This is a genomic window from Leifsonia araucanica (genome assembly GCF_051161895.1).
Taxonomy (GTDB): domain Bacteria; phylum Actinomycetota; class Actinomycetes; order Actinomycetales; family Microbacteriaceae; genus Leifsonia.
Window position 1 is genome coordinate 3831295 of sequence record NZ_JBMBTW010000002.1, and the last position, 20117, is coordinate 3851411.

A 20117-nucleotide genomic window follows, 5' to 3' on the forward strand; every position below is an offset into this window, starting at 1 on the left:
AGGTCTCCTAGCGATCGGGGAAGGCGTGGGGGAGGCCGTCGAGCACCGGCTCCAGGCGCTGCAGGCGCTCCTGCTCCAGCTCGAGGCCGGCGGCGTCGCGCTGGCGGCGCAGCAGGGCGACGGCCACCAGGAACGTCTCTGCATCGACGGGCGGGATCGGCGACACGTACGCGGACGCCTCAGCGGCGAGCTCACCGCTCAGCCCGGCCCGCGCCGCGGGGGTGAGCTGCGGCGCCTGACGCACGAACTGGGCGATGCGGCGGGAGAGCCTGTCCGGCAGCTTCGCCACGTCGGCCGTCGCCGCCCAGCCGGTCAGGTGCGGCGCGAGATAGAGGGGGAGGGGCGTCGCCTTCGGCGCGCGCTCGTACTGGCTGTACGTGCCGGCCAGGAGGTCGCCGAGGCGCTTCGAGCGGGCATTGAGGAGTCCGGTGAGTGCGGCGACGCCGCCGAAGGTCATGAAGATCTCCAGCACGCCGACGAGGGCCCGGATGAACGCGTGCCGGAAGCCGATCGCACCGCCGTCGTCGCGGACGATGCGCGCGCCGACCGCGAGCTTGCCGAGCGACTTGCCCTTCGTCGCGAGTTCGACCGTGGTCGGCAGCACCACCATCCCGAACACCAGGATGAGGACGACGAGCGCCCTGCCGGCCGCCGCATCCAGCCCGCTCCCGGTGGCGACGAGCAGCATCAGGCAGCCGAACATCACCAGCAGGTAGGTGAGCCAGTCGATCACCGTTCCCGCTGCGCGCAGGATGTAGCTGGCCGGTTTGACGTCGAGCGCGACGGCTTCGCCGGTGACGAGTTCGCGTTCGCCCGACGTCTGCAGTGCCTGGGCAGGTGCCGTCATGGCTATCATTCAAGCAGATGGATCTCGACGCATACACGGCAGCGCGCAGCGCCGACTGGGACAGGCTCGCCCAGCTGGCGAAACGACGCCGCCTCGACGGCAAGGAAGCCGACGAGCTCATCGACCTGTACCAGTCCGGGGCGTCCGATCTGTCGGCCATCAAGACCATCGCGGGGTCGACGGCGACGGGCGACAGGCTCTCCCTCGCGCTCGCTTCCGCACGGCTGAAGTTCACCGGGGCCGGCGCGAACCTGTTCTCGATGCTGCCCAGGTTCTTCGTCTATCAGCTGCCCGCTGCGCTGTACCGCATCCGGTGGGTGGTGCTGGCCGTCGCTCTCGCCACGGTGGTGGTCGCGACGCTGTACGCGGTCTGGATCACCGGCAACCCGGAGGTGCTCCGCAACTTCGGCACGGACGCCCAGTTGCGCCGCTACGTCGAGCACGACTTCATCGACTACTACTCCAACAACCCGGCCGCGTCATTCTCCGGCCAGGTCTGGACGAACAACGCGTGGATCGCGGCGCAGTGCATCGCGTTCGGCATCACCGGCGTCTACGTGCCGTTCGTGCTCCTGCAGAACGCCATCGGTGTCGGGACGGCCGCCGGGGTCATGTTCGCCTACGGGCGGGGAGACGTCATGTTCTCCTACATCCTCCCGCACGGGATGCTCGAGCTCACCAGCGTCTTCGTCGCTGCGGCCGCGGGGCTGCGCATCTTCTGGGCCTGGATCGCGCCTGGCGCCCGCACGCGTGCGCAGGCGCTCGCCGAGGACGGGCGCGCACTGTTCACCGTGGCGGTCGGCTGCGCCATCTCCCTGTTCGTGTCCGGCCTGATCGAGGGCTTCGTCACGCCGTCCGCGCTGCCGGTCTGGGCGAAGATCGCGATCGGGGCGCTCGCGCTCGCCGCGTTCCTCGCGTACATGCTCGTTCTCGGCCGGCGCGCTGTCCGTCTCGGCGAGACGGGCGACCTGACCGAGTACGAGTCCGGTTCCCGCCGCGTCGTCGCGGGCTGACGCTGCCCGCTGACCTCAGAGGCGCCCGGCGGCTTTCAGCGACAGGTAGACGTCGCTGAGCGCGGGCGGCAGCTCCTCGGGCGAGCCCGTCACCACGTCGGCGCCGAGCCGCTGGATGGCGGCGGTCACCCTGCTCACGTCGAGCAGCGAACGCTCCGCCGCGGCAGCGCGGTAGACCTCGTCCCTGTTCCTCCGCATCCCCGTCGCCTCGATGGTCTCGGGATCGGTGACGGAGGCGACGACGACGATGTGCTTGTTCGTGAGCTGCGGAAGCACCGACAGCAGTCCCCGGGATGCGCCGGGCGCCTCCACGGAGGTCAGCAGCACGACGAGCGACCGCTGGCTGGTGACCGCGGACACCTGAGCAGGCACCGCCGACCAGTCCATCTCGATCAGTGCAGGTTCGATGCCGGCCATCGCATCCACCATCCTGGACAGCAGCTCGGGCCCACTGGCGCCCTGCACCCGGCCGCGCACAGCCCTGTCGTATGCGATCAGGTCGACGCGGTCGCCCGCGCGGGTGGCGAGCGCTGCGAGCAGCAGCGACGCCTCGAACGCCGTGTCGATGCGCGGCTCGTCGCCGATCCTGGCGGCGGACGTGCGAGCCGTGTCGATCACGATGACCACGCGCCTGTCCCGTTCCGGACGCCAGGTGCGCACCATCACGCGGGCACCGCGTCCGCTGTTGGGATCGTGGCGGCGTGCCGTCGCCCTCCAGTCGATCGAGCGAACGTCGTCGCCGCGCACGTACTCGCGCAGGGAGTCGAACTCGGTGCCTTGCCCGCGCAGCATCACGCTGGTCACGCCGTCCAGCTCGCGCAAGCGTGCCAGCCGCGACGGCAGGTGCTTGCGCGCGGTGAACGGCGGCAGCACCCGGATGCGTCCAGGCGCGCTCAGCGTCGCCTGCCGCGCCCACAGGTGCAGCGGCCCCCACGACCGGATGCTCACCTGCGTCACGTGGCGCTCTCCCCTCCGCCACGGGGTCAGCGTCGCGGTGATGCGCCTGCGCTCCCCGGCGGGGACGGCCACCCTGGTGCGCGACCTGTCGATGCCGGCGGACGGCTCCCACGCATCCCGGACGGTGCCGCGGATGGCCCGGCGGCCGGTGTTGGTCACGAGCAGTTCGCTCGTCGCCTCGGTGCCCAGCCGCACGCGCGACGGCAGCACCCGTTCGAGCACCACGCGCCGCGGAGAACCGGCGAGCATCAGGTCGAGCACGCCGAGCACGACGCAGAGCAGCAGCCAGCAGCCGAGCGCGAGGTACGACGTCGCCTCCGTCCAGCCGAGCAGCACGACGGGGATCACCCCGAGCGCGAGCAGGGCGACGAAACGTCCGGATACGGTCACGTCACTGCCTAGATCGGAACCTGGACCTGCTGCACGATCGAGCGCAGGATCGCATCCACTCCGACACCCTCCAGCTCCGCCTCCGGGCGCAGCTGGACCCTGTGCCGCCAGACCGGCAGCAGCATCGCCTGCACGTGGTCCGGGGTGATCGAGTCGTAGCCGGAGAGCCACGCCCACGCCTTCGACGCGGCGAGCAGCGCCGTGGTGCCGCGCGGGCTCACTCCGAGCTTCACGGAGGGGCTGGTGCGGGTGGCGCGGGCCAGGTCGACGATGTACGCGAGCACGTCGCCGGTCGCGCCGACGGATGCTGCGGCAGCCCTGGCCGCGTGCAGCTCTGCGGCGCTGAGCGCAGGCGTGACGCCCGCGGCGGCGAGGTCGCGGGGGTTGAACCCGGCCGCGTGACGGCGCAGCACCTCGACCTCGGTGTCGCGCGGGGGCACATCCAGGGTCAGCTTGAGCAGGAAGCGGTCGAGCTGGGCCTCGGGAAGCGCGTACGTGCCCTCGTACTCGATCGGGTTCTGCGTCGCGGCGACGATGAACGGGTCCGGCAGCTGACGGCTGACGCCGTCGACGCTGACCTGGCGCTCCTCCATCGCCTCGAGCAGGGCGGACTGCGTCTTCGGGGGCGTCCTGTTGATCTCGTCGGCGAGCAGGATGTTCGTGAAGACCGGGCCCTCGCGGAACTCGAAGCCGCCGGTGCGACCGTCGTAGACGAGCGAGCCCGTCACGTCGCCCGGCATCAGGTCCGGCGTGAACTGGATGCGCTTGGTGTCGAGGCTGAGCGCCTCGCTGAGCGAGCGCACCAGCAGCGTCTTCGCCACGCCGGGCACACCCTCCAGCAGCACGTGGCCGCGGGCCAGCAGCGCGATGATGAGGCCGGTGACGGCCCCGTCCTGACCGACGACGGCCTTGCCGACCTCCGTGCGCACGCGGGCGAGCGCGTGGCGGAGAGCGGTGGAGTCGTGGTCCTGGCTGTGGATGGGCGCTGCGCTCGATCCGGTCGTGACGTCGGTCATGCATCCATTCTTCCGGTCGGCCCCGTCTCGGCGGGGGTGACTGCTGCCGCGGTCGCTCGTTCGAGCGTCGCGAGGTCGTCTGAGAGGGCGATCAGCTCGGCGTCCGTGCGCGGCACCGTGTCGATCAGGATCGCGTGGATGGCCGCCCTGTCGCGGCCGGTCACCGCGGCGACCGCGTCCGCGATCTCGGCGGCCGTCGCGGCGCGGGGCAGCCCGGTGAGCGTAGCCAGCCGCCCGATGGCGCCGATCCGCAGCGCGTCCGCCGCCCTCAGGCGGGCCGACGATCGCTGATAGAGCCTGGCGCGGCCCTCCCGGGTCTCGCCGGCGCGCACCACCACGGGCAGGTTCTCGACCACCAGTGGGCCGAAGCGGCGTCCCCGCCAGAACGCTGCGGCGATGAACACGAGCACGAGCAGGATCACCACCGGCGTCACCCAGCCGGGTGTGAGCGCCCCGATGTCCGGAGCGCCGGTGACCGGCCGGTCGAGCATCGTCGGCAGATACCAGACGAGCGTGCGGTGGCCGCCGAGCACGCCGAGGGCGAGTGCGGCGTTACCCGCGCGGTCGACCCCGTCGTTTATCAGGACGCCGGCCGAGCCGACCAGGTAGATCGTGCGGCCGTCGGACGTGGTCTTCACGAAGGCGTACTGCCCGCTGTTCGTGCGGAAGCAGCCGACCGCATCCCCGCCGTCCACGCGGAAGGTGCCCGCGACGCCCGCGTCCGCGGTGTTGTCGGTGGAGCGAGGGTCGATGCGCTCCGCCCGGACGGCGGCCGGCACGGCGCAGCCGGCGGCGACGGGGCCTTTCGCGGAGGGTGTGCCCGCTGCCGTCACGTGCGGCGCGAACCTGTTCAGCGCGGCGAAGTCCGGCTCGACCACGACGATGGTGCTGGCGATGGCGGTCAGACGGTCGTAGCCGTCCCCGTCGAGGTTCCCGCCCTGGTCGAAGACGAGCACGGTCGTGTCGTCGGTGGCCACATCCTGCACCTGGCTCAGCGTGCTCGCCGTGCGCACGTCGACACCCTGGCCGCGCAGCACCTGCGCGACCGCCTTCCCGCCGACGGGACCGGCGTTGGCCGCGTCCAGCGGGATACCGGCCGACGACTGACCGCCGGTGAGCAGTGCGCCGAGGAACGCGACGACGATCGCGATCACCGCGAGCACGATCCACGGGATGCTCTTCCTCCCGACCTGCCGGAGCCCGGGCGAGATCGCCGCAGCGTCCTGCGCGCCTGCCGGGGCCGCATCCGGTGCTGCGCCTGGCGCTGTCTCCGGGGTGCGTTCGCGGTCGAGCGTCTGCTCCGTCACCGGACGCCACCGCCCTGCGCGACGGGCTGCTGTCCGAACAGCTGCGGGCGTGCCTCCTGCAGGCGCTGGTCGAGCGCGACGAGCTGCTGGTAGCGCGCCTCGGTGCCGGGACGCCCGAGGTAGCGGACCTCGTCGAACGCGCGTGCGGCGTCGAGCAGTCGTTCGCGTTCGGCAGGGACGGCATTCGCCGCTCTGTGCGCGAACTCGGTCGCCGTCGTGCCGGGGCTCACGGTGACGATCGTGCGTTCGTCCAGGCTCTGCGCGATGGACCGGAACTGCTCCTCGATCGCCACCACCCAGTCGCCTGCGGCTGCGGCCGACGCCGCGGAGTGCCGCAACTGCGCTGCGGTGCGGATGTCGTCGTCGCCGAACAGCGAGCGGCGGCCGTCCGCCGTCCTCCTGTTCACGCGGGGGCGGCCGAAGATGAAGAACGCTGCGACGATCAGCCCGGCGATCACCAGCACGACGGCGAGCAGGAGCACGGGGCCGGCGTCGCCGCCCGGACCCTGGAAGAGCGAGGCGATCCAGTCCTGCACGGCTTTGGAGGCGAGGTCGAACCAGGTCGGCTTCGCGGTCTGATACTCGGGTTTCGCGAGTTCGTCGCCGATCCAGCGCCGAGCATCCGGTGAGCTCGGGTCGACAGGGATGTCGGCGCGCAGCAGAGAGAGGACGGCGCCCGTCATGCGGCGGGCGGGGGAGGCGGAGGCGGCGGGTATGAGCCGCCGGGCGGGTACGAGCCGCCGGGCGGGTACGAGCCCGGCGCAGGCGGGTACTGACCGGGGGCGGGCGGATACGGCGGCTGCTGCGTGAAGACCGGTGCGGACAGGTACGGGTCGGGGGCGTCCTGCCCGGTCTGGCGCGCCTCCACGAACCGCACCAGCTGCAGGTCCAGGCCCTCCTTGCGCATCCGGAGGTCGATGTAGATGAGTGCGACGACGGAGGTCTGCACCACGGCCATGATCGCCCCGACGATCGCTCCGACCACGCTGGCCAGCAGGTTGACGCCGAGCTGCCCGGCCAGCACCTGACTGAAACTGGACGCATCCGGCGAGGACAGCGACGTCGGCGCGAAGACGCCTCCGACGATGCCGCCGAGCAGGCCGAACGGGATCGAGATGATCTGAGCGACGGCGTAGACGATCACGGCGATGAGGGCGACCGTGCCGAAGGTCTTCCAGAAGTAGCCGGTGGTCAGCCCCCACGAACGCGCCATCGCACGGCGGATCGGGAGGCGTTCGAGCACGATGGCGCTCGGCACGAGCACGAGCTTGGTGTTCAGCCAGATGGCGAGGACGATCAGGCCGAGGAACCCGAAGATGAGCACGAGCACGCCGCCGACCACCCCGGCGGGCCCGAGGGCGAACAGCACGGCGGCGATGACGGCGACCAGCGCGGCGGAGAGGAACCAGGCGAGGCCGAACAGGAAGGTCCAGGCGATCAGGGCGCCCACGCGCCCGCGCACCAGCCGCCAGACCCCGCGGAAGGTCAGCTTCTCGCCGACCGTCCCCCTGGCGACCTCGCCGACGATCACGCCCTGGAGCAGCGCGTTGGAGATGCCGTCGATCACGGCGGACAGAAGGCCGAGCACGATCGTGCCCCCGACCGCCCCCGCCATCAGGGCGCTGCGGTCGTCGGCGGTCGCGTTGATCGCCCTGTCCATCAGCAGGTAGATGCCGGAGAAGATGAGCACGCTCGCGATGATCGAGGGGATGCCCCTCAGCAGCAGCGCCGCGCCGACGGTGATCTTCGGGTTGCGCCGCAGCGTCTGGAACGGAGCGCCGATGAGCGTGCCGAAACTCAGTGGCCGAAGCGGGATGAGGCCGGGCTTCGGCGGGGGAGTCCAGCCGGGCTGCTGCGGGAAGCCTGCGCCGGGCTGGCCGTACTGGGTGAAGCCGGGCTGCTGCGGAAAGCCTGCGCCGGGCTGCTGCTGGCCATAACCGGGCTGCTGCTGGCCGTATCCGGGCTGCTGCTGGCCGTATCCCGGGGCGTACTCCCCGTACTGCGGCGCGGGAGGGACGGGGGACTCGTTGCCCGCGCTCGCCCCTGCTCCATCGCCTGCCTGCGACCCCGGTGCCTGCCAGTTCTGCTCGTCGGTCACGCGGTGCCCCTCTTTCCCGTGCGTAGTCCGCTCCCATGCTGGCACATCCGGGGCGGGAGCACTGCCCCACCCACAGGGCACGTTCGGCAGGCTTTCACGGGTGGCGCAGGAGTGTCGACTACGCTGGCACGGAGACTTCAGCAGTCATCGGGACCTCAGTGGTCTCCGGCCGCCCGAGAATGGTTGTGGGAAACTTCGGAAATGAACAGTCGCATCCTGGTGGTCGACGACGACACCGCCCTCGCCGAGATGATCGGCATCGTGCTGCGCACCGAGGGATTCGACCCCGTCTTCTGTGAGGACGGCGCGCTCGCCGTCGACACGTTCCGCTCCTCGAAGCCCGACCTGGTGCTCCTCGACCTCATGCTGCCCGGACTGGACGGCATCGAGGTGTGCAGCCGCATCCGGGCGGAGTCCGGCACGCCCGTGATCATGCTGACCGCCAAGTCGGACACTGCGGATGTGGTCAAAGGCCTCGAGTCCGGCGCGGACGACTACATGGTCAAGCCGTTCAACCCGAAAGAGCTCGTCGCGCGCATCAAGACCCGGCTGCGTCCGGCATCCACGGTGCCCGCCGCCGAGCAGTTGCGGATCGGCGACCTCCTCGTCGACGTGGCAGGCCACGAGGTCAAGCGCGGCGACACCCGCATCAACCTGACTCCGCTCGAGTTCGACCTCCTGCTCGCCCTGGCCTCCAAGCCGCAGCAGGTGTTCACCCGCGAGATGCTCCTCGAACAGGTCTGGGGATACCACTACAAAGCGGACACCCGCCTCGTGAACGTGCACGTCCAGCGCCTGCGCGCCAAGGTGGAGCAGGACCCGGACAACCCCAAGATCGTCATGACCGTGCGCGGGGTCGGCTACCGCGCCGGCGCCGTCACGTAGCACGCCGGAAGCGGCGTCCCGGATGCGGTACAGGTGGATGGACGGGCGATGGTGGAGGCAGCTTCCCTCGCAGCTCGTCGGCGTGTGGCGGCGCTCGCTGCAGGTCCGCACGGTCGCCATCACGCTGCTGCTGACCGGCATCGCCATCCTGATCACGGGCATCTACATGGCGCTCAGCATCAGCAACGACCTCTACCAGTCGCGGCTCGACCAGGCGCTCCGTGACTCCAGCAGGGCGACCACGTCCGCCCAGACGACACTGAACGCCTCGGATGTCTCCGCGTCCGACACGGGGAAGAATCTGCTCAACTCCACGCTGCAGACCGTGCAGGGCGCCACGTCGAGCAGGCTCATCGCCGCCTACCGCGTGCCAGGGCAGGATGTGTCCGTGCCAGCGCCGCCCGACCGGTCCAGCCCCGGACTGAACGGCGTGATCTCCAGCGAGCTGCGCGCCCAGGTGCAGAACGGCGGGACCAAGCAGTTCTACCAGTCCGTCGCGCTGCCGGCGGGGAACGGGACCACCGATCCCGGCATCGTCGTCGGCACCCAGCTCACCCTGCCGAGCTACGGGCACTACGAGCTCTACATCGGATACAACCTGCGCGACTCGGAGAACACCCTGCTGTTCGTGCAGGGCACCCTCCTGCTCGCCGGGTTCGCGCTCATCCTGCTCATCGGTGCGATCACCTGGGTGATCGTCCGGTTCGCCGTCCAGCCGATCCGGGTGGCGGCGGAGACCAGCGAGCGCCTGGCCGCCGGAGACCTGGCCGTGCGCATCCCGGAGCACGGCGAGGACGTGTTCGCGTCGCTGGCGCGCTCGTTCAATGGGATGGCGGACAGCCTGCAGAGCCAGATCAACCAGCTGGCGACGCTCTCGCAGCTGCAGCAGCGGTTCGTCTCGGACGTGTCGCACGAACTGCGCACGCCGCTCACGACCATCCGGTTGGCCGGCGACGTGATCTACGACCAGCGCGAGTCGTTCCCTCCAGCGACGGAGCGCACCGCCGAGCTGCTGCACACCCAGATCGAGCGGTTCGACCGGCTGCTGTCCGACCTGCTCGAGATCAGCAGGTACGACGCGGGCTCCGTCGCCCTCGACCCGGAGCCCACCAACCTGGTGCGCCTCGCCGACGACGTGGTCGACGAGCTGCGCACCCTGGCCGAGCAGAACGGCTCCGAGCTGCGACTGGATGCGCCGGGCGGCTACTTCGACGTCGGCATGGACCCGAGGCGCATCCGCCGCGTCGTGCGCAACCTGATCGGCAACGCCATCGAGCACGGCGACGGCAAGCCGGTGGTCGTGACCGTCGACAGCAACGAGAGCGCCGTCGCGCTGACCGTCCGGGACTACGGGATCGGGATGAGCCAGCAGGAGGTCAACCACGTGTTCGACCGGTTCTGGCGGGCCGACCCGTCGCGCAAGCGCACCATCGGCGGCACCGGGCTGGGACTCGCGATCTCGCTGGAGGACGCGACGCTGCACTCCGGCTGGCTGCAGGTCTGGTCCGCTCCTGGGGCAGGCTCCTGCTTCCGGCTGACCCTGCCGCGCGTGCCAGGCAAGGAGATCGCGTCGTCTCCGCTGCCGCTTCCGCCGGTCGACGCCGGAGCCACCGGGGTGGCCGGTGCGCGGGCGGGGACGCAGGAGCTGACGGACAGAGGGGCGACAGCATGAGACTCCACAGCCCGTTGCGCCGCACCGTCGCCGGTGTGGTCGCCGCCGTCGTGCTCTGCGTGCTCGCCGCGTGCGCGAGCATCCCGAGTTCGGGGCCGGTACGCCAGGGCGGTCCGGTTGCGCAGGTCAACGACCCGCTCGACCTCGACTTCAACCCGTCTCCACCGGAGAAGGGCGCGACCCAGGAGCGGATCGTCCAGGGCTTCATCGACGCAGCGTCCAGCCCGAAGAACAACTTCGACATCGCCAGGAAGTACCTCACCAGATCGATGTCGGCCAAGTGGAACCCGGACGAGTCGGTGACGGTCGACGACGGCCGCAACCGGTCGTTCGACCACGACGGCAACCAGTGGAGCGTCCAGGTGAACCCGGTCGCCAACGTCGACAGCGTCGGTGCGTACCATCCGGTGTCGAGCACGGCGCCGGTCGGCCTCCGCTACGAGCTCGAGAAGCAGGACGGCGAGTGGCGCATCGCCGTGGCCCCGAACGGCGTGATCATCGACGACCCGACGTTCCGGTCCGTCTACTCCCAGCAGCCCGTCTACTTCTTCAGCCCCGACTACGCCTATCTGGTGCCGGATGCGCGCTGGTTCCCCGCCCGCGTCGCCACCGCGGCCACGCGGGTCGCGAGCGCCATCCTGGCCGGGCCGGCCAAGTGGCTGAACGGTGCCGTGACCAGCGCCTTCCCGCAGGGGACACAGCTGGCTCTCCCGTCTGTGACGACCTCGGGAGGGGTCGCCAGGGTCGACCTGAGCTCGGAGGCCGGGCAGGCGGACACGCTCGCCCTGCAACGGATGCAGCTCGAACTCGAGCAGAGCCTCGGCAGCCTCGCGCAGAGCGTCGAGATCTCGATCGAGGGCAACCTGCAGCAGATCCCGCCGATCAGCGACGCCAACGCGCCCACCCAGGACCCGCCCGTCGACTCCCACCCCATCGTCTACCGCCAGAACACCTTCGGCCTGCTGAGCGGGTCGAGCGTCACCGAGCTGAGCGGGATCAGCGACAAGATCGTCGCCCTGCAGCCCACCGCCGTCGCCCTGAACGCGGCACGGGATGAGGCGGCCGTGCTGTCCCACGGCGCGGCCTACGTCGTGCGCAAGAGCGCTGAGCCCGCCAAAGTGGATGCGCGCGCCGGCCTGATCGCACCCGCCATCGACACGAGCGGCTGGGTCTGGTCCGTGCCGCAGGGCAGCCCGGGCGCGCTGCAGGCGTACAGTCAGGACGGGCAGGCGCATCCGGTGAAGACCGCGTGGCCGTCTGCGTCCGCGATCGAGTCGCTCGCGGTGTCCCGCGACGGAACGCGCGTGGTCGCGCTGCTCACGAACGGCGCGCAGACGCTCCTGGTCGCTGCGGGCGTCGTCCGCGGCGAGGCCGGGGTGCCGACAGCCCTCACCGAGCCGATCGAGCTGGCCGTTGGCCAGGGGACCCCGCGTTCCGTGGCCTGGACCGGCGAGCTGACCGTCGCCGTGCTCAGCGACCTGAGCGGCGACGCGACGTCGATCTCCGAGCAGACCATCGGCGGCACCTCCACCACGGCCGCGGGCCCGGGAGCAGGCATGACGATCGTCGGAGCAGGCGGCCTCGCCCGCTACCTGGTGCTCACCTCCGACGGCTCGCTGCAAGCCCCGACGGGCACAGGCTGGCAGGCGCAGACCGACAAGGTCGGCGCCGTCGCGGTACAGCTCGGCCAGCCGTGACCCTGCTGCGCTGAGAGCGGCGCAGCTGTTCTCTCCACAGGCCAGGTAGTTTGGCGCGTTCTCCACCGATTCCCACCGCCCGGTCCGCCGCGACCTCCCGCACGGGATGCTCGAACCATGACACCAACGACCCTGATCCGAGACTCCCTCCTCGACGCGGCCGCCGTGCTGCTCCCCGTGCGCTGCAGCGGCTGCGGCCGCCCAGACCGCGCCGTCTGCGCGAACTGCACGCGCACCATGCGGCCAGGACCGATCGCGCCGGACGCCTTCGACCCTCCGCTGTTCGCAGCGCTCGACTACGACGGCGTGACCAGGCGCGTGCTGCTCGCCTTCAAAGACGGAGGGCGAACCGACGCGGCGCCCGTGCTCGCCGGAGCTTTGCGGGCGGCCATCATGGCAGCCCTTCCTCAGCTGCGACCGGATGCGCCTCCCGTGCGTCTCCGCCCTGATGCGCGGCGCGCCGTCCTCCCCGTCGTCATCCCGTCGACCCGCGCCGCCTTCCGCCGCAGGGGATACCATCCGACGGCGATGCTCCTGCGCCGGTCGCGCATCCTGTCGCCCCCGTTGTGGCGCGCGCTGCGGCTCACCAGGCAGACCCACGATCAGGTCGGCCTCACCGCCCGCCAGCGTGCAGGCAACCGGGAGGGCAGCCTCGCCGCGTCCCCGCGGCTGCGGGGGAGGGACTGCCTGATCGTCGACGACATCGTCACCACGGGTTCCACCGTGCGGGAGGCGGCACGCGCCGTCGCCGCTGCCGGAGGCAGGATCGTCGCCGCCGTAGCAGTCGCGCGGACGCCGCTGCGAGGGGGCACGCCGCGGTTGTCCTGACGCACGGGGACCGCTCGGGAAACCTTCGGCAGATAGAGCACTTCTACCTGTTCACTTCCGAGGCGGACGGCACTACGGTGGTCGAAAAGGTGTGGATGACCCGCCCTTCGTGATCCGGGCGGACGGCACGCCGGAACAGGGAGGTCTCCATGGACATCAACATCATCGGACGCAACCTGGGAATCACCGATCGTTTCCGTGAATACGCGACTGAGAAGGCGGAAAAGGTCTCGCACCTCGCCGAACGCGCGATCTCTTTCGAGATCAAGGTCAGTCGTCACAACGAGAAGGTCGGCACCCAGAACGGCGATGATCGCGTCGAACTGACACTCGTCGGCCCCAAGGCCGTCGTGAGGTCGGAAGCGACCGGGACCGACAAGTACGCGGCGTTCGACATCGCCCTCGGAAAGCTCCTGGAACGGGTGCGCAGGGCGAAGGACCGTCGCAAGGTGCATCGCGGCCAGCACAGGCCGACGTCGCTCCGAGAGGCGAGCACGGACGGCTTCAGCGCCGTCGGACTCGCAGCGGCCCCGGTGGCAGTACTCGATCAGGTGAGGACGGGCAGCGTTCCCGTCGTCTCCGATGATGCGGAAGGAGCGGAGGAGGCGGACGACGACTACAGCCCCGTCGTCATCCGCAAGAAGGTGTTCGCCTCCGTCCCCATGACCGTCGACGACGCTCTGTACTACATGGAGCTCGTCGGCCACGATTTCTACCTCTTCATCGACCAGGAGAACCAGCGCCCGAGCGTCGTCTACCGCCGCAAGGGCTGGGACTACGGCGTGATCGCCCTGGACGACGAGGCGGAGGAACTGCAGGAGGTCGCGACCGCGAGCCGCAAGCTCGGAGGCTGACCGGCATCCGGTCTCAGCGACACCGGCTTTGTGACACCGGAACAGCGCCGATGGTGGCGGCCCAGGCGGCCGTCACCATCGGCGCCCCGCTTTCCGGAGCGCCCTCACAGGAACTACCCGCCGAACCCAACGGCGAAACAAGTACGATATGTCTAGCGTCGGCCACGGCCGGCGGTTCGACGTGCGCCCGACTGGGCGACAGGCGACATCAGCCTGAACAAACAAAGTGGAGTGCATACGTGGCCTCAGTATTGGAAAGGGTCCTCCGAGTCGGCGAGGGCCGTACCCTCCGTCGCCTGGAGGCGTACGCCAAAGCGGTGAACGCGCTCGAGGACGACTTCAGCGAACTCACCGACGAAGAGCTCATGCACGAGACCGTCGAACTGCGGGAGCGATACAGCAACGGCGAGTCTCTCGACGACCTGCTGCCCGAGGCCTTCGCCGCGGTGCGCGAGGCCGCGAAGCGCACCCTCGGGATGCGTCACTTCGACGTGCAGATCATGGGCGGCGCCGCCCTGCACCTCGGCAACATCGCCGAGATGAAGACCGGTGAGGGCAAGACCCTCGTCGCCACGACGGCCGCGTACCTCAACGCGATCGCCAGCCGCGGCGTGCACGTCATCACGGTCAACGACTACCTCGCCAGCTACCAGTCCGAGCTGATGGGCCGCGTGTTCCGCGCGCTCGGCATGAGCACCGGCGTGATCCTAGCCGGCCAGACGCCGGAGGAGCGCCGCGAGCAGTACGCGGCAGACATCACGTACGGCACCAACAACGAGTTCGGCTTCGACTACCTGCGCGACAACATGGCGTGGCAGGCGAGCGACATGGTCCAGCGCGGCCACTTCTTCGCGATCGTCGACGAGGTCGACTCCATCCTCATCGACGAGGCCCGCACCCCGCTGATCATCTCCGGTCCGTCCTCCGGTGAGGCGAACCGCTGGTTCAACGAGTTCGCCAACCTCGCCAAGCGTCTCGAGCCGGAGGTCGACTTCGAGATCGACGAGAAGAAGCGCACCGTCGGCGTGCTCGAACCGGGCATCGAGAAGGTCGAGGACTACCTCGGCATCGACAACCTCTACGAGTCGGCCAACACGCCCCTCATCTCCTTCCTCAACAACGCGATCAAGGCGAACGCCCTGTTCAAGCGCGACAAGGACTACGTCGTGATGAACGGCGAGGTGCTGATCGTCGACGAGCACACCGGCCGCATCCTGATGGGTCGCCGATACAACGAGGGCATCCACCAGGCCATCGAGGCGAAGGAGGGTGTCGAGGTCAAGGCCGAGAACCAGACCCTCGCCACGGTCACCCTGCAGAACTACTTCCGCCTCTACAAGAAGCTGTCCGGCATGACCGGAACGGCCGAGACGGAGGCCGCCGAGTTCATGAGCACGTACAAGCTCGGCGTCGTCCCCATCCCGACGAACAAGCCGATGCAGCGCATCGACCAGTCCGACCTCGTCTACAAGAACGAGCAGGCGAAGTTCGCCCAGGTGGTCGAAGACATCGCGGAGCGTCACGAGAAGGGCCAGCCTGTCCTCGTCGGAACGACCAGCGTCGAGAAGAGCGAATACCTCTCCCGCCTGCTCGCCAAGAAGGGCGTGCGGCACGAGGTGCTCAACGCCAAGAACCACGCCCGTGAGGCCGCGATCGTCGCGCAGGCCGGACGCCTCGGCGCCGTCACCGTCGCCACCAACATGGCCGGTCGTGGAACCGACATCATGCTCGGCGGCAACGCCGAGTTCATCGCCGTCGCCGAGATGAACGCCCGCGGCCTGTCGCCCGTCGACACCCCGGAGGAGTACGAGGCTGCGTGGGATGAGGTCTTCAACTCCGTCAAGGAGAAGGTCCAGACCGAGGCGGACAAGGTCGTCGCGGCGGGCGGGCTCTACGTGCTCGGCACGGAGCGCCACGAGTCGCGCCGCATCGACAACCAGCTGCGCGGTCGTTCCGGCCGCCAGGGCGACCCGGGCGAGAGCCGCTTCTACCTGTCGCTGACCGACGACCTGATGCGCCTGTTCAACGCGGGAGCAGCCGAGTCGCTGATGGGCAGGGGAAACGTCCCCGACGACCTCGCCATCGAGTCGAAGGTGGTCAGCAGGGCCATCCGCAGCGCCCAGTCGCAGGTGGAGGCCCGCAACGCGGAGATCCGCAAGAACGTCCTCAAGTACGACGACGTCCTCAACCGCCAGCGCGAGGCGATCTACGGCGACCGCCGTCACATCCTCGAGGGCGACGACCTGCACGAGCGCACGCAGCAGTTCCTCACCGAGGTGATCGACGACATCCTCGACCAGCACACGGGCGAAGGCAACGGCGACGACTGGGACTTCGACGCCCTGTGGGCCGAGCTGAAGACGCTCTACCCGGTGGGCGTGACGATCGACGAGGTCATCACCGAGGCGGGCAACAAGGGCAAGATCAACCGCGACTTCATGCGCCGCGAGATCCTGTCGGATGCACGGATCGCCTACAAGAAGCGCGAGGAGTCGCTCGGTTCGCCCGCGATGCGCGAACTGGAGCGCCGCGTCGTCCTCTCGGTGATCGACCGCCGCTGGCGCGACCACCTCTACGAGATGGACTACCTGAAGGACGGCATCGGCCTGCGCGCGATGGCCCAGCGCGACCCTCTGGTCGAGTACCAGCGCGAGGGCTACGCGATGTTCCAGCAGATGATGGGCTCGATCCGCGAGGAGACGGTCGGCTTCCTGTTCAACCTGGAGGTGGAGGTCAACGAGGCTCCCGGCGAGGTCGAGGCGCCGAGCGTGGCCGCCAAGGGCCTCGGCCGCGGCGACGACGGCGCCCCGCTCAGCTACTCGGCTCCGAGCGACGCCGGCGGCGTCGAGGTCCGCAACCAGCGCGGCCAGATCGAGCAGAGCGCCACCGCCCGCGCCCAGCGCGCGCAGCAGCAGGCGAACGAGGCATCCGCGCCGCCCGCCCAGGGCGGCACCCAGCGCGGAGCCTTCGGCCAGCGCGTCTCCGACAGCGACGACGCCGCTCCCGCCAACCGCGCAGAGCGCCGCGCCCAGGGCAAGAAGCGCTGACCCGCTCCTGACCGACCACGAATGGCCGCCCCGCCCGGGGCGGCCATTCGCGTCTCCGGCTGGTGATTTCACAGCACGGTCATCGCGCTCGCCCTCCAGCGCGAGCCGACCACGTCGAGGCGCATGGCGACGGCGCGCGTGCGGTTGGGCTGGTGCACGAGCACGACCGCCTCGATCACTCCGTCGCGTGGGGTCGCGATGTACGGCTCGCCGACCCAGAGGCGCGGGCGCTGGACCGGGGTGCCCGCGATCTTCCTGGTGCGCTCCGAGATGGTGGTGCGTCGCAGCAGATGCACGAAGACCGAGTCGCTCACCCAGCGGCTGAGCTGGTCGATGTTCCTCGCTCCGGCCAGGACCTCGATGACGCGTAGAGCGAGGTTGGCCGCGAGGGGCGCCGGATCGGGCAGCCCGTCCGCGCGCGGGACGGCTGGAAGCTCCGCGACGGCCCGGAACGGCGGAGCCCCACCCTCGGGCCCCTGGCCCCGTCCACGCGCCTCCTGAGCCGCTTCAGGCGCATCCACCGCATCCGCCCCCTGCCGCGCCCGGAGGCGCATCCCGGCCCGTTCGCGGAGGGCGGTCGGGCTGGCGCGGTCGTCGTGGTGGTTGAGAACGGTGGTCACAGGAGTTTTCCCCTCGTCGTGGCCGCGGCTGTGCGGCGACTTGCTTCGGTGCTGGCAGCGGGAAGCCTCTCCTCGCTCCGGCCGCCGCGTGAGTGTCACTCAAGCAGGCGCGTCTACGGGGAGTCCAGGGCTCTAACACAGGCTGTGGATAACATCCGTGATCGTGTCGGGGGACTGCCTAGACTAGGTGCGTGTCGACGCTCAGTGATCTTGTGCATGCCCATACCCGTTCCTCGGAGGAGGACGTCGATTGGCTGCACGGCCTCGTCGGGGACTGGCAGCTCCTCGCCGATCTGGCCTTCGCCGACATCGTGCTGTGGGTGCCGACCACCGATGACGATTTCGTCGCCGTCGCGCACGCGCGCCCGTCGAGCGCCGCGACCCTGTTCTACCGTGACTTCGTCGGCCAGCGGATCAAGCCGGAGTGGCGGCAGCAGGTCACGGATGCGTTCCAGACCAAGCAGATCATCGACACCAACGCGCCGGACTGGTTCGAGGAGACGCCCACCAGGGTGCTCGCCGTCCCGGTCATCCGGCGGCTGAGCGTCAACTCTCCCGAGACCGCCGAGCAGCCTGTCGCCGTCATCACGCGGCACTCCAACCTCAGCGAGGCGCGCACCCCGGGCCGTCAGGAACTCACGTTCAACGCGTGCGCCAACGACCTCTTCAACATGATCGCCACCGGCGACTTCCCCGACCTGGGGGCGCCCAGCGGCCCGCGGCGTGGAGCGCCCCGCGCCTCCGACGGCCTCATCAGGCTCGACGTGGATGGGATCACCACCTTCGCCAGCCCGAACGCCCTCAGCGCCTTCAACAGGATGGGCTTCACCGAGGAGCTGGAGGGCGAGTCCCTCGCCACCGTCACCACCCGGCTGTTGTCCGGCCGGATGACCGTCGACGAGTCCCTCCCGCTCGTCGTCACCGGGCGGGCACCGTGGCGCACCGACATCGAGGCGCGCGGCGTCACCGTGTCGCTCAGGGCCATCCCGATCCGCAACAGGGGGGAGCGCGTCGGCGCGATCGTCCTCTGCCGCGACGTGTCCGAGCTGCGGCACCAGGAGCGCGAGCTCATCACCAAGGATGCGACCATCCGGGAGATCCACCACCGGGTGAAGAACAACCTGCAGACCGTCGCGTCGCTGCTGCGCATCCAGGCCCGCCGCACGCACTCGGAGGAGGCCAGGGAGGCCCTCAACCAGGCGATGCGCCGGGTGGCGGCCATCGCCGTCGTGCACGACACACTCTCCACCGGGCTCAACCAGATCGTCGACTTCGACGACGTGTTCGCACGGGTGCTGCTGCTGGTGGCCGAGGTCGCGTCGAGCCACAACACGACCGTGCACCCGAAGTCGTCCGGCAGCTTCGGTTCGCTGCCGAGCGAGTACGCGACGCCGCTCGCGCTCGCACTCACCGAGCTCGTCACCAACGCCGTCGAGCACGGGCTCGCGGGTCGCGAGGGCGAGGTGGAGATCATCGCCGACCGCTCGGAGGACTCGCTCACGGTCAAGGTGGTCGACAACGGCTCCGGCCTGCCGGAGGGCAAGGTGGGCAGCGGGCTCGGCACGCAGATCGTGCGCACGCTCATCCAGGGCGAGCTGGGCGGCACGATCGACTGGCACACGATGATGGGACAGGGCACCGAGGTGACCATCGAGGTGCCGCTGCGCTACCTCACGAAGTCATAACGTCCGGTCGTTCGCACCCGCCGCATCCATCTGTAGCGGCGAAAACGTGGTTCGGGACGAATCGTTCCGCGCAAACGGCGTTTCGCAACACAAATGCCGCGCAACAGGCTCCGGATGCGCGCCCGCTGGACGGATCGCATCCCGGTTTGACAACCCCCAGGGCAGCGGGGGCAGAATGGTCCGCCGTGACCGCCTCCGCCAAGAACACCCGCGCATCCGCTCCCCTCGACGGCAAGTACTTCGACATGATCTCGTCGACGTCGAGTGTGGTGGCCGAGGATGCTCCGACACGTTTCCTCTACCGTGAGGACTCCGGGGTGCTGTGGGGCGAGTACGTCGGCGACACCGTCGCGGTCGGCCGCTTCGTCGGGCGCAGGGAGGACGACGTGCTGCACATCTCGTTCGTGCACCACGGCATCGACGGCAGCACGGCGCAGGGGAGCGCCACATCGACGCTCTCGACCGACGACGACGGCCGGCTGATCCTCACCGAGGAGTTCGCGACCCCGGATGGCGCGCAGCACGTCTCCGTGTGCCGCGAGGTGGCGTAGCCTCAGCTCACCGCCGTCTGCGTGGATCGGCCGTCGCCCGCTCCGCCCGCTGGTCGCTGGTTCGGACGAACCGGGTCATGCCGTAGCGCTCGCCCGAGGTCTGCAGTGCGTCGGAGGCGACCCGGGGCATCCGGAGCGACACCCTCGTCGCCTGCTCGTCCATGAGGAACACCGTGACCGTCGCCTTGATCGACGGCCACTGCGCGAGCCGGGTGGCCACGAGGTTGTGGATGGCGGAGACGCCGCTGGCGCGGACGAGCAGCATCGCGTCGTGCTCGCCGGTCATCACGGTGAAGTATTCGAGTTCCGGCAGGGTCTCCAGCCTGCTGCGGAAGTCGGCCCACTGGCTCTGCCGGAGGGTGACGAAGACCAGCGCTGAGACGCTCAGGCCGACGGCGGCCGGGTCGATGTCGGCGTGCACCCCGCGGATCACGCCGTTCTTCACGAGCGCCTCATAGCGGGCGTACGCGTTGGAGCGCGAGATGCCGAGTTCTTCAGCCAGGGCGGCGATGGAGGTGCGGCCATCCTCTCGCAGAAGTTCCAGCATCCGGATATGCGTCTCGTCGAGTTCCATGCGCCCTCACATTCGTCCTCCGAGCGGGCGAAATGGCCCGCGTGATGGAGATAATATGCCGTCGAGGGCAGAAGCG

17 protein-coding genes are annotated in these 20117 nt (G+C 69.9%); 9 read left to right on the forward strand and 8 right to left on the reverse strand.

Annotated elements, in window-relative coordinates; all coding sequences use genetic code 11:
* Nucleotides 1-7: 7 nt before the first annotated feature.
* Entirely contained in the window at nt 8-847 is an 840-nt protein-coding gene (locus tag ACN6M5_RS18360) for an RDD family protein (RefSeq protein WP_085371330.1), read from the reverse strand.
* Between the two features lie 17 nt (nt 848-864).
* Between ACN6M5_RS18360 and ACN6M5_RS18365 the strand changes: the two genes are divergently transcribed.
* A complete protein-coding gene (locus ACN6M5_RS18365; protein ID WP_085371329.1) occupies nt 865-1860 on the forward strand; it encodes a stage II sporulation protein M in 996 nt (331 codons plus the stop codon).
* Between the two features lie 15 nt (nt 1861-1875).
* Here ACN6M5_RS18365 and ACN6M5_RS18370 read toward each other — a convergent pair whose 3' ends face one another.
* The 5 genes from ACN6M5_RS18370 to ACN6M5_RS18390 are packed head-to-tail and all read right to left on the reverse strand — an operon-like array spanning nt 1876 to nt 7628.
* Nucleotides 1876-3207, reverse strand: coding sequence for a DUF58 domain-containing protein (locus tag ACN6M5_RS18370; protein WP_434952090.1), 1332 nt, complete (start codon nt 3205-3207; stop codon nt 1876-1878).
* An 8-nt stretch (nt 3208-3215) separates the two neighbouring features.
* Nucleotides 3216-4223 (reverse strand): AAA family ATPase, encoded by a 1008-nt coding sequence (locus ACN6M5_RS18375; RefSeq protein ID WP_168688895.1) that lies wholly within the window; start codon nt 4221-4223, stop codon nt 3216-3218.
* Nucleotides 4220-5530: a DUF4350 domain-containing protein gene (locus ACN6M5_RS18380; protein ID WP_434952092.1), complete on the reverse strand. Its 1311-nt coding sequence runs from the start codon at nt 5528-5530 to the stop codon at nt 4220-4222. Before ACN6M5_RS18380 ends, ACN6M5_RS18375 begins: the two co-directional genes overlap by 4 nt.
* On the reverse strand, nt 5527-6213 hold the full coding sequence (locus ACN6M5_RS18385; protein WP_434952094.1) for a DUF4129 domain-containing protein: 687 nt from the start codon (nt 6211-6213) through the stop codon (nt 5527-5529). Before ACN6M5_RS18385 ends, ACN6M5_RS18380 begins: the two co-directional genes overlap by 4 nt.
* Nucleotides 6210-7628 (reverse strand): hypothetical protein, encoded by a 1419-nt coding sequence (locus tag ACN6M5_RS18390; protein WP_434952096.1) that lies wholly within the window; start codon nt 7626-7628, stop codon nt 6210-6212. Before ACN6M5_RS18390 ends, ACN6M5_RS18385 begins: the two co-directional genes overlap by 4 nt.
* Before the next feature lie 201 nt (nt 7629-7829).
* Here ACN6M5_RS18390 and mtrA point away from each other — a divergent pair, with 201 nt between their 5' ends.
* From mtrA to secA, 6 genes are all read left to right on the forward strand, one after another.
* Complete coding sequence (gene mtrA, locus ACN6M5_RS18395; protein ID WP_085371325.1) at nt 7830-8513, forward strand: MtrAB system response regulator MtrA; 684 nt, start codon at nt 7830-7832, stop codon at nt 8511-8513.
* 37 nt (nt 8514-8550) lie between these two features.
* On the forward strand, nt 8551-10185 hold the full coding sequence (gene mtrB / locus ACN6M5_RS18400) for an MtrAB system histidine kinase MtrB (RefSeq protein WP_434952098.1): 1635 nt from the start codon (nt 8551-8553) through the stop codon (nt 10183-10185).
* Nucleotides 10182-11882, forward strand: coding sequence for an LpqB family beta-propeller domain-containing protein (locus ACN6M5_RS18405; protein ID WP_434952100.1), 1701 nt, complete (start codon nt 10182-10184; stop codon nt 11880-11882). Before mtrB ends, ACN6M5_RS18405 begins: the two co-directional genes overlap by 4 nt.
* 117 nt (nt 11883-11999) lie before the next feature.
* The gene (locus ACN6M5_RS18410) at nt 12000-12710 is read left to right on the forward strand and encodes a ComF family protein (RefSeq protein WP_434952102.1); all 711 of its coding nucleotides are present in this window, start codon (nt 12000-12002) and stop codon (nt 12708-12710) included.
* Between the two features lie 149 nt (nt 12711-12859).
* Nucleotides 12860-13564, forward strand: a complete 705-nt coding sequence (gene hpf / locus ACN6M5_RS18415) for a ribosome hibernation-promoting factor, HPF/YfiA family (RefSeq protein WP_434952104.1) — start codon at nt 12860-12862, stop codon at nt 13562-13564.
* Between the two features lie 239 nt (nt 13565-13803).
* A complete protein-coding gene (gene secA / locus ACN6M5_RS18420) occupies nt 13804-16611 on the forward strand; it encodes a preprotein translocase subunit SecA (protein WP_434952106.1) in 2808 nt (935 codons plus the stop codon).
* Between the two features lie 68 nt (nt 16612-16679).
* On the opposite strand, the gene ACN6M5_RS18425 is transcribed toward secA, so the two are convergent.
* The gene (locus tag ACN6M5_RS18425) at nt 16680-17231 is read right to left on the reverse strand and encodes an Rv3235 family protein (RefSeq protein WP_434952108.1); all 552 of its coding nucleotides are present in this window, start codon (nt 17229-17231) and stop codon (nt 16680-16682) included.
* Between the two features lie 191 nt (nt 17232-17422).
* Here ACN6M5_RS18425 and ACN6M5_RS18430 point away from each other — a divergent pair, with 191 nt between their 5' ends.
* Together ACN6M5_RS18430 and ACN6M5_RS18435 are read left to right on the forward strand one after the other, a co-directional pair.
* Nucleotides 17423-18916 (forward strand): sensor histidine kinase, encoded by a 1494-nt coding sequence (locus ACN6M5_RS18430; RefSeq protein ID WP_085369947.1) that lies wholly within the window; start codon nt 17423-17425, stop codon nt 18914-18916.
* A gap of 146 nt (nt 18917-19062) precedes the next feature.
* On the forward strand, nt 19063-19467 hold the full coding sequence (locus ACN6M5_RS18435; RefSeq protein ID WP_434952110.1) for an avidin-fold protein: 405 nt from the start codon (nt 19063-19065) through the stop codon (nt 19465-19467).
* A gap of 7 nt (nt 19468-19474) precedes the next feature.
* Here the strand turns inward: ACN6M5_RS18435 and ACN6M5_RS18440 are convergent, their stop codons facing one another.
* Nucleotides 19475-20041, reverse strand: coding sequence for an Lrp/AsnC family transcriptional regulator (locus tag ACN6M5_RS18440; protein ID WP_085369948.1), 567 nt, complete (start codon nt 20039-20041; stop codon nt 19475-19477).
* Between the last annotated feature and the right edge of the window lie 76 nt (nt 20042-20117).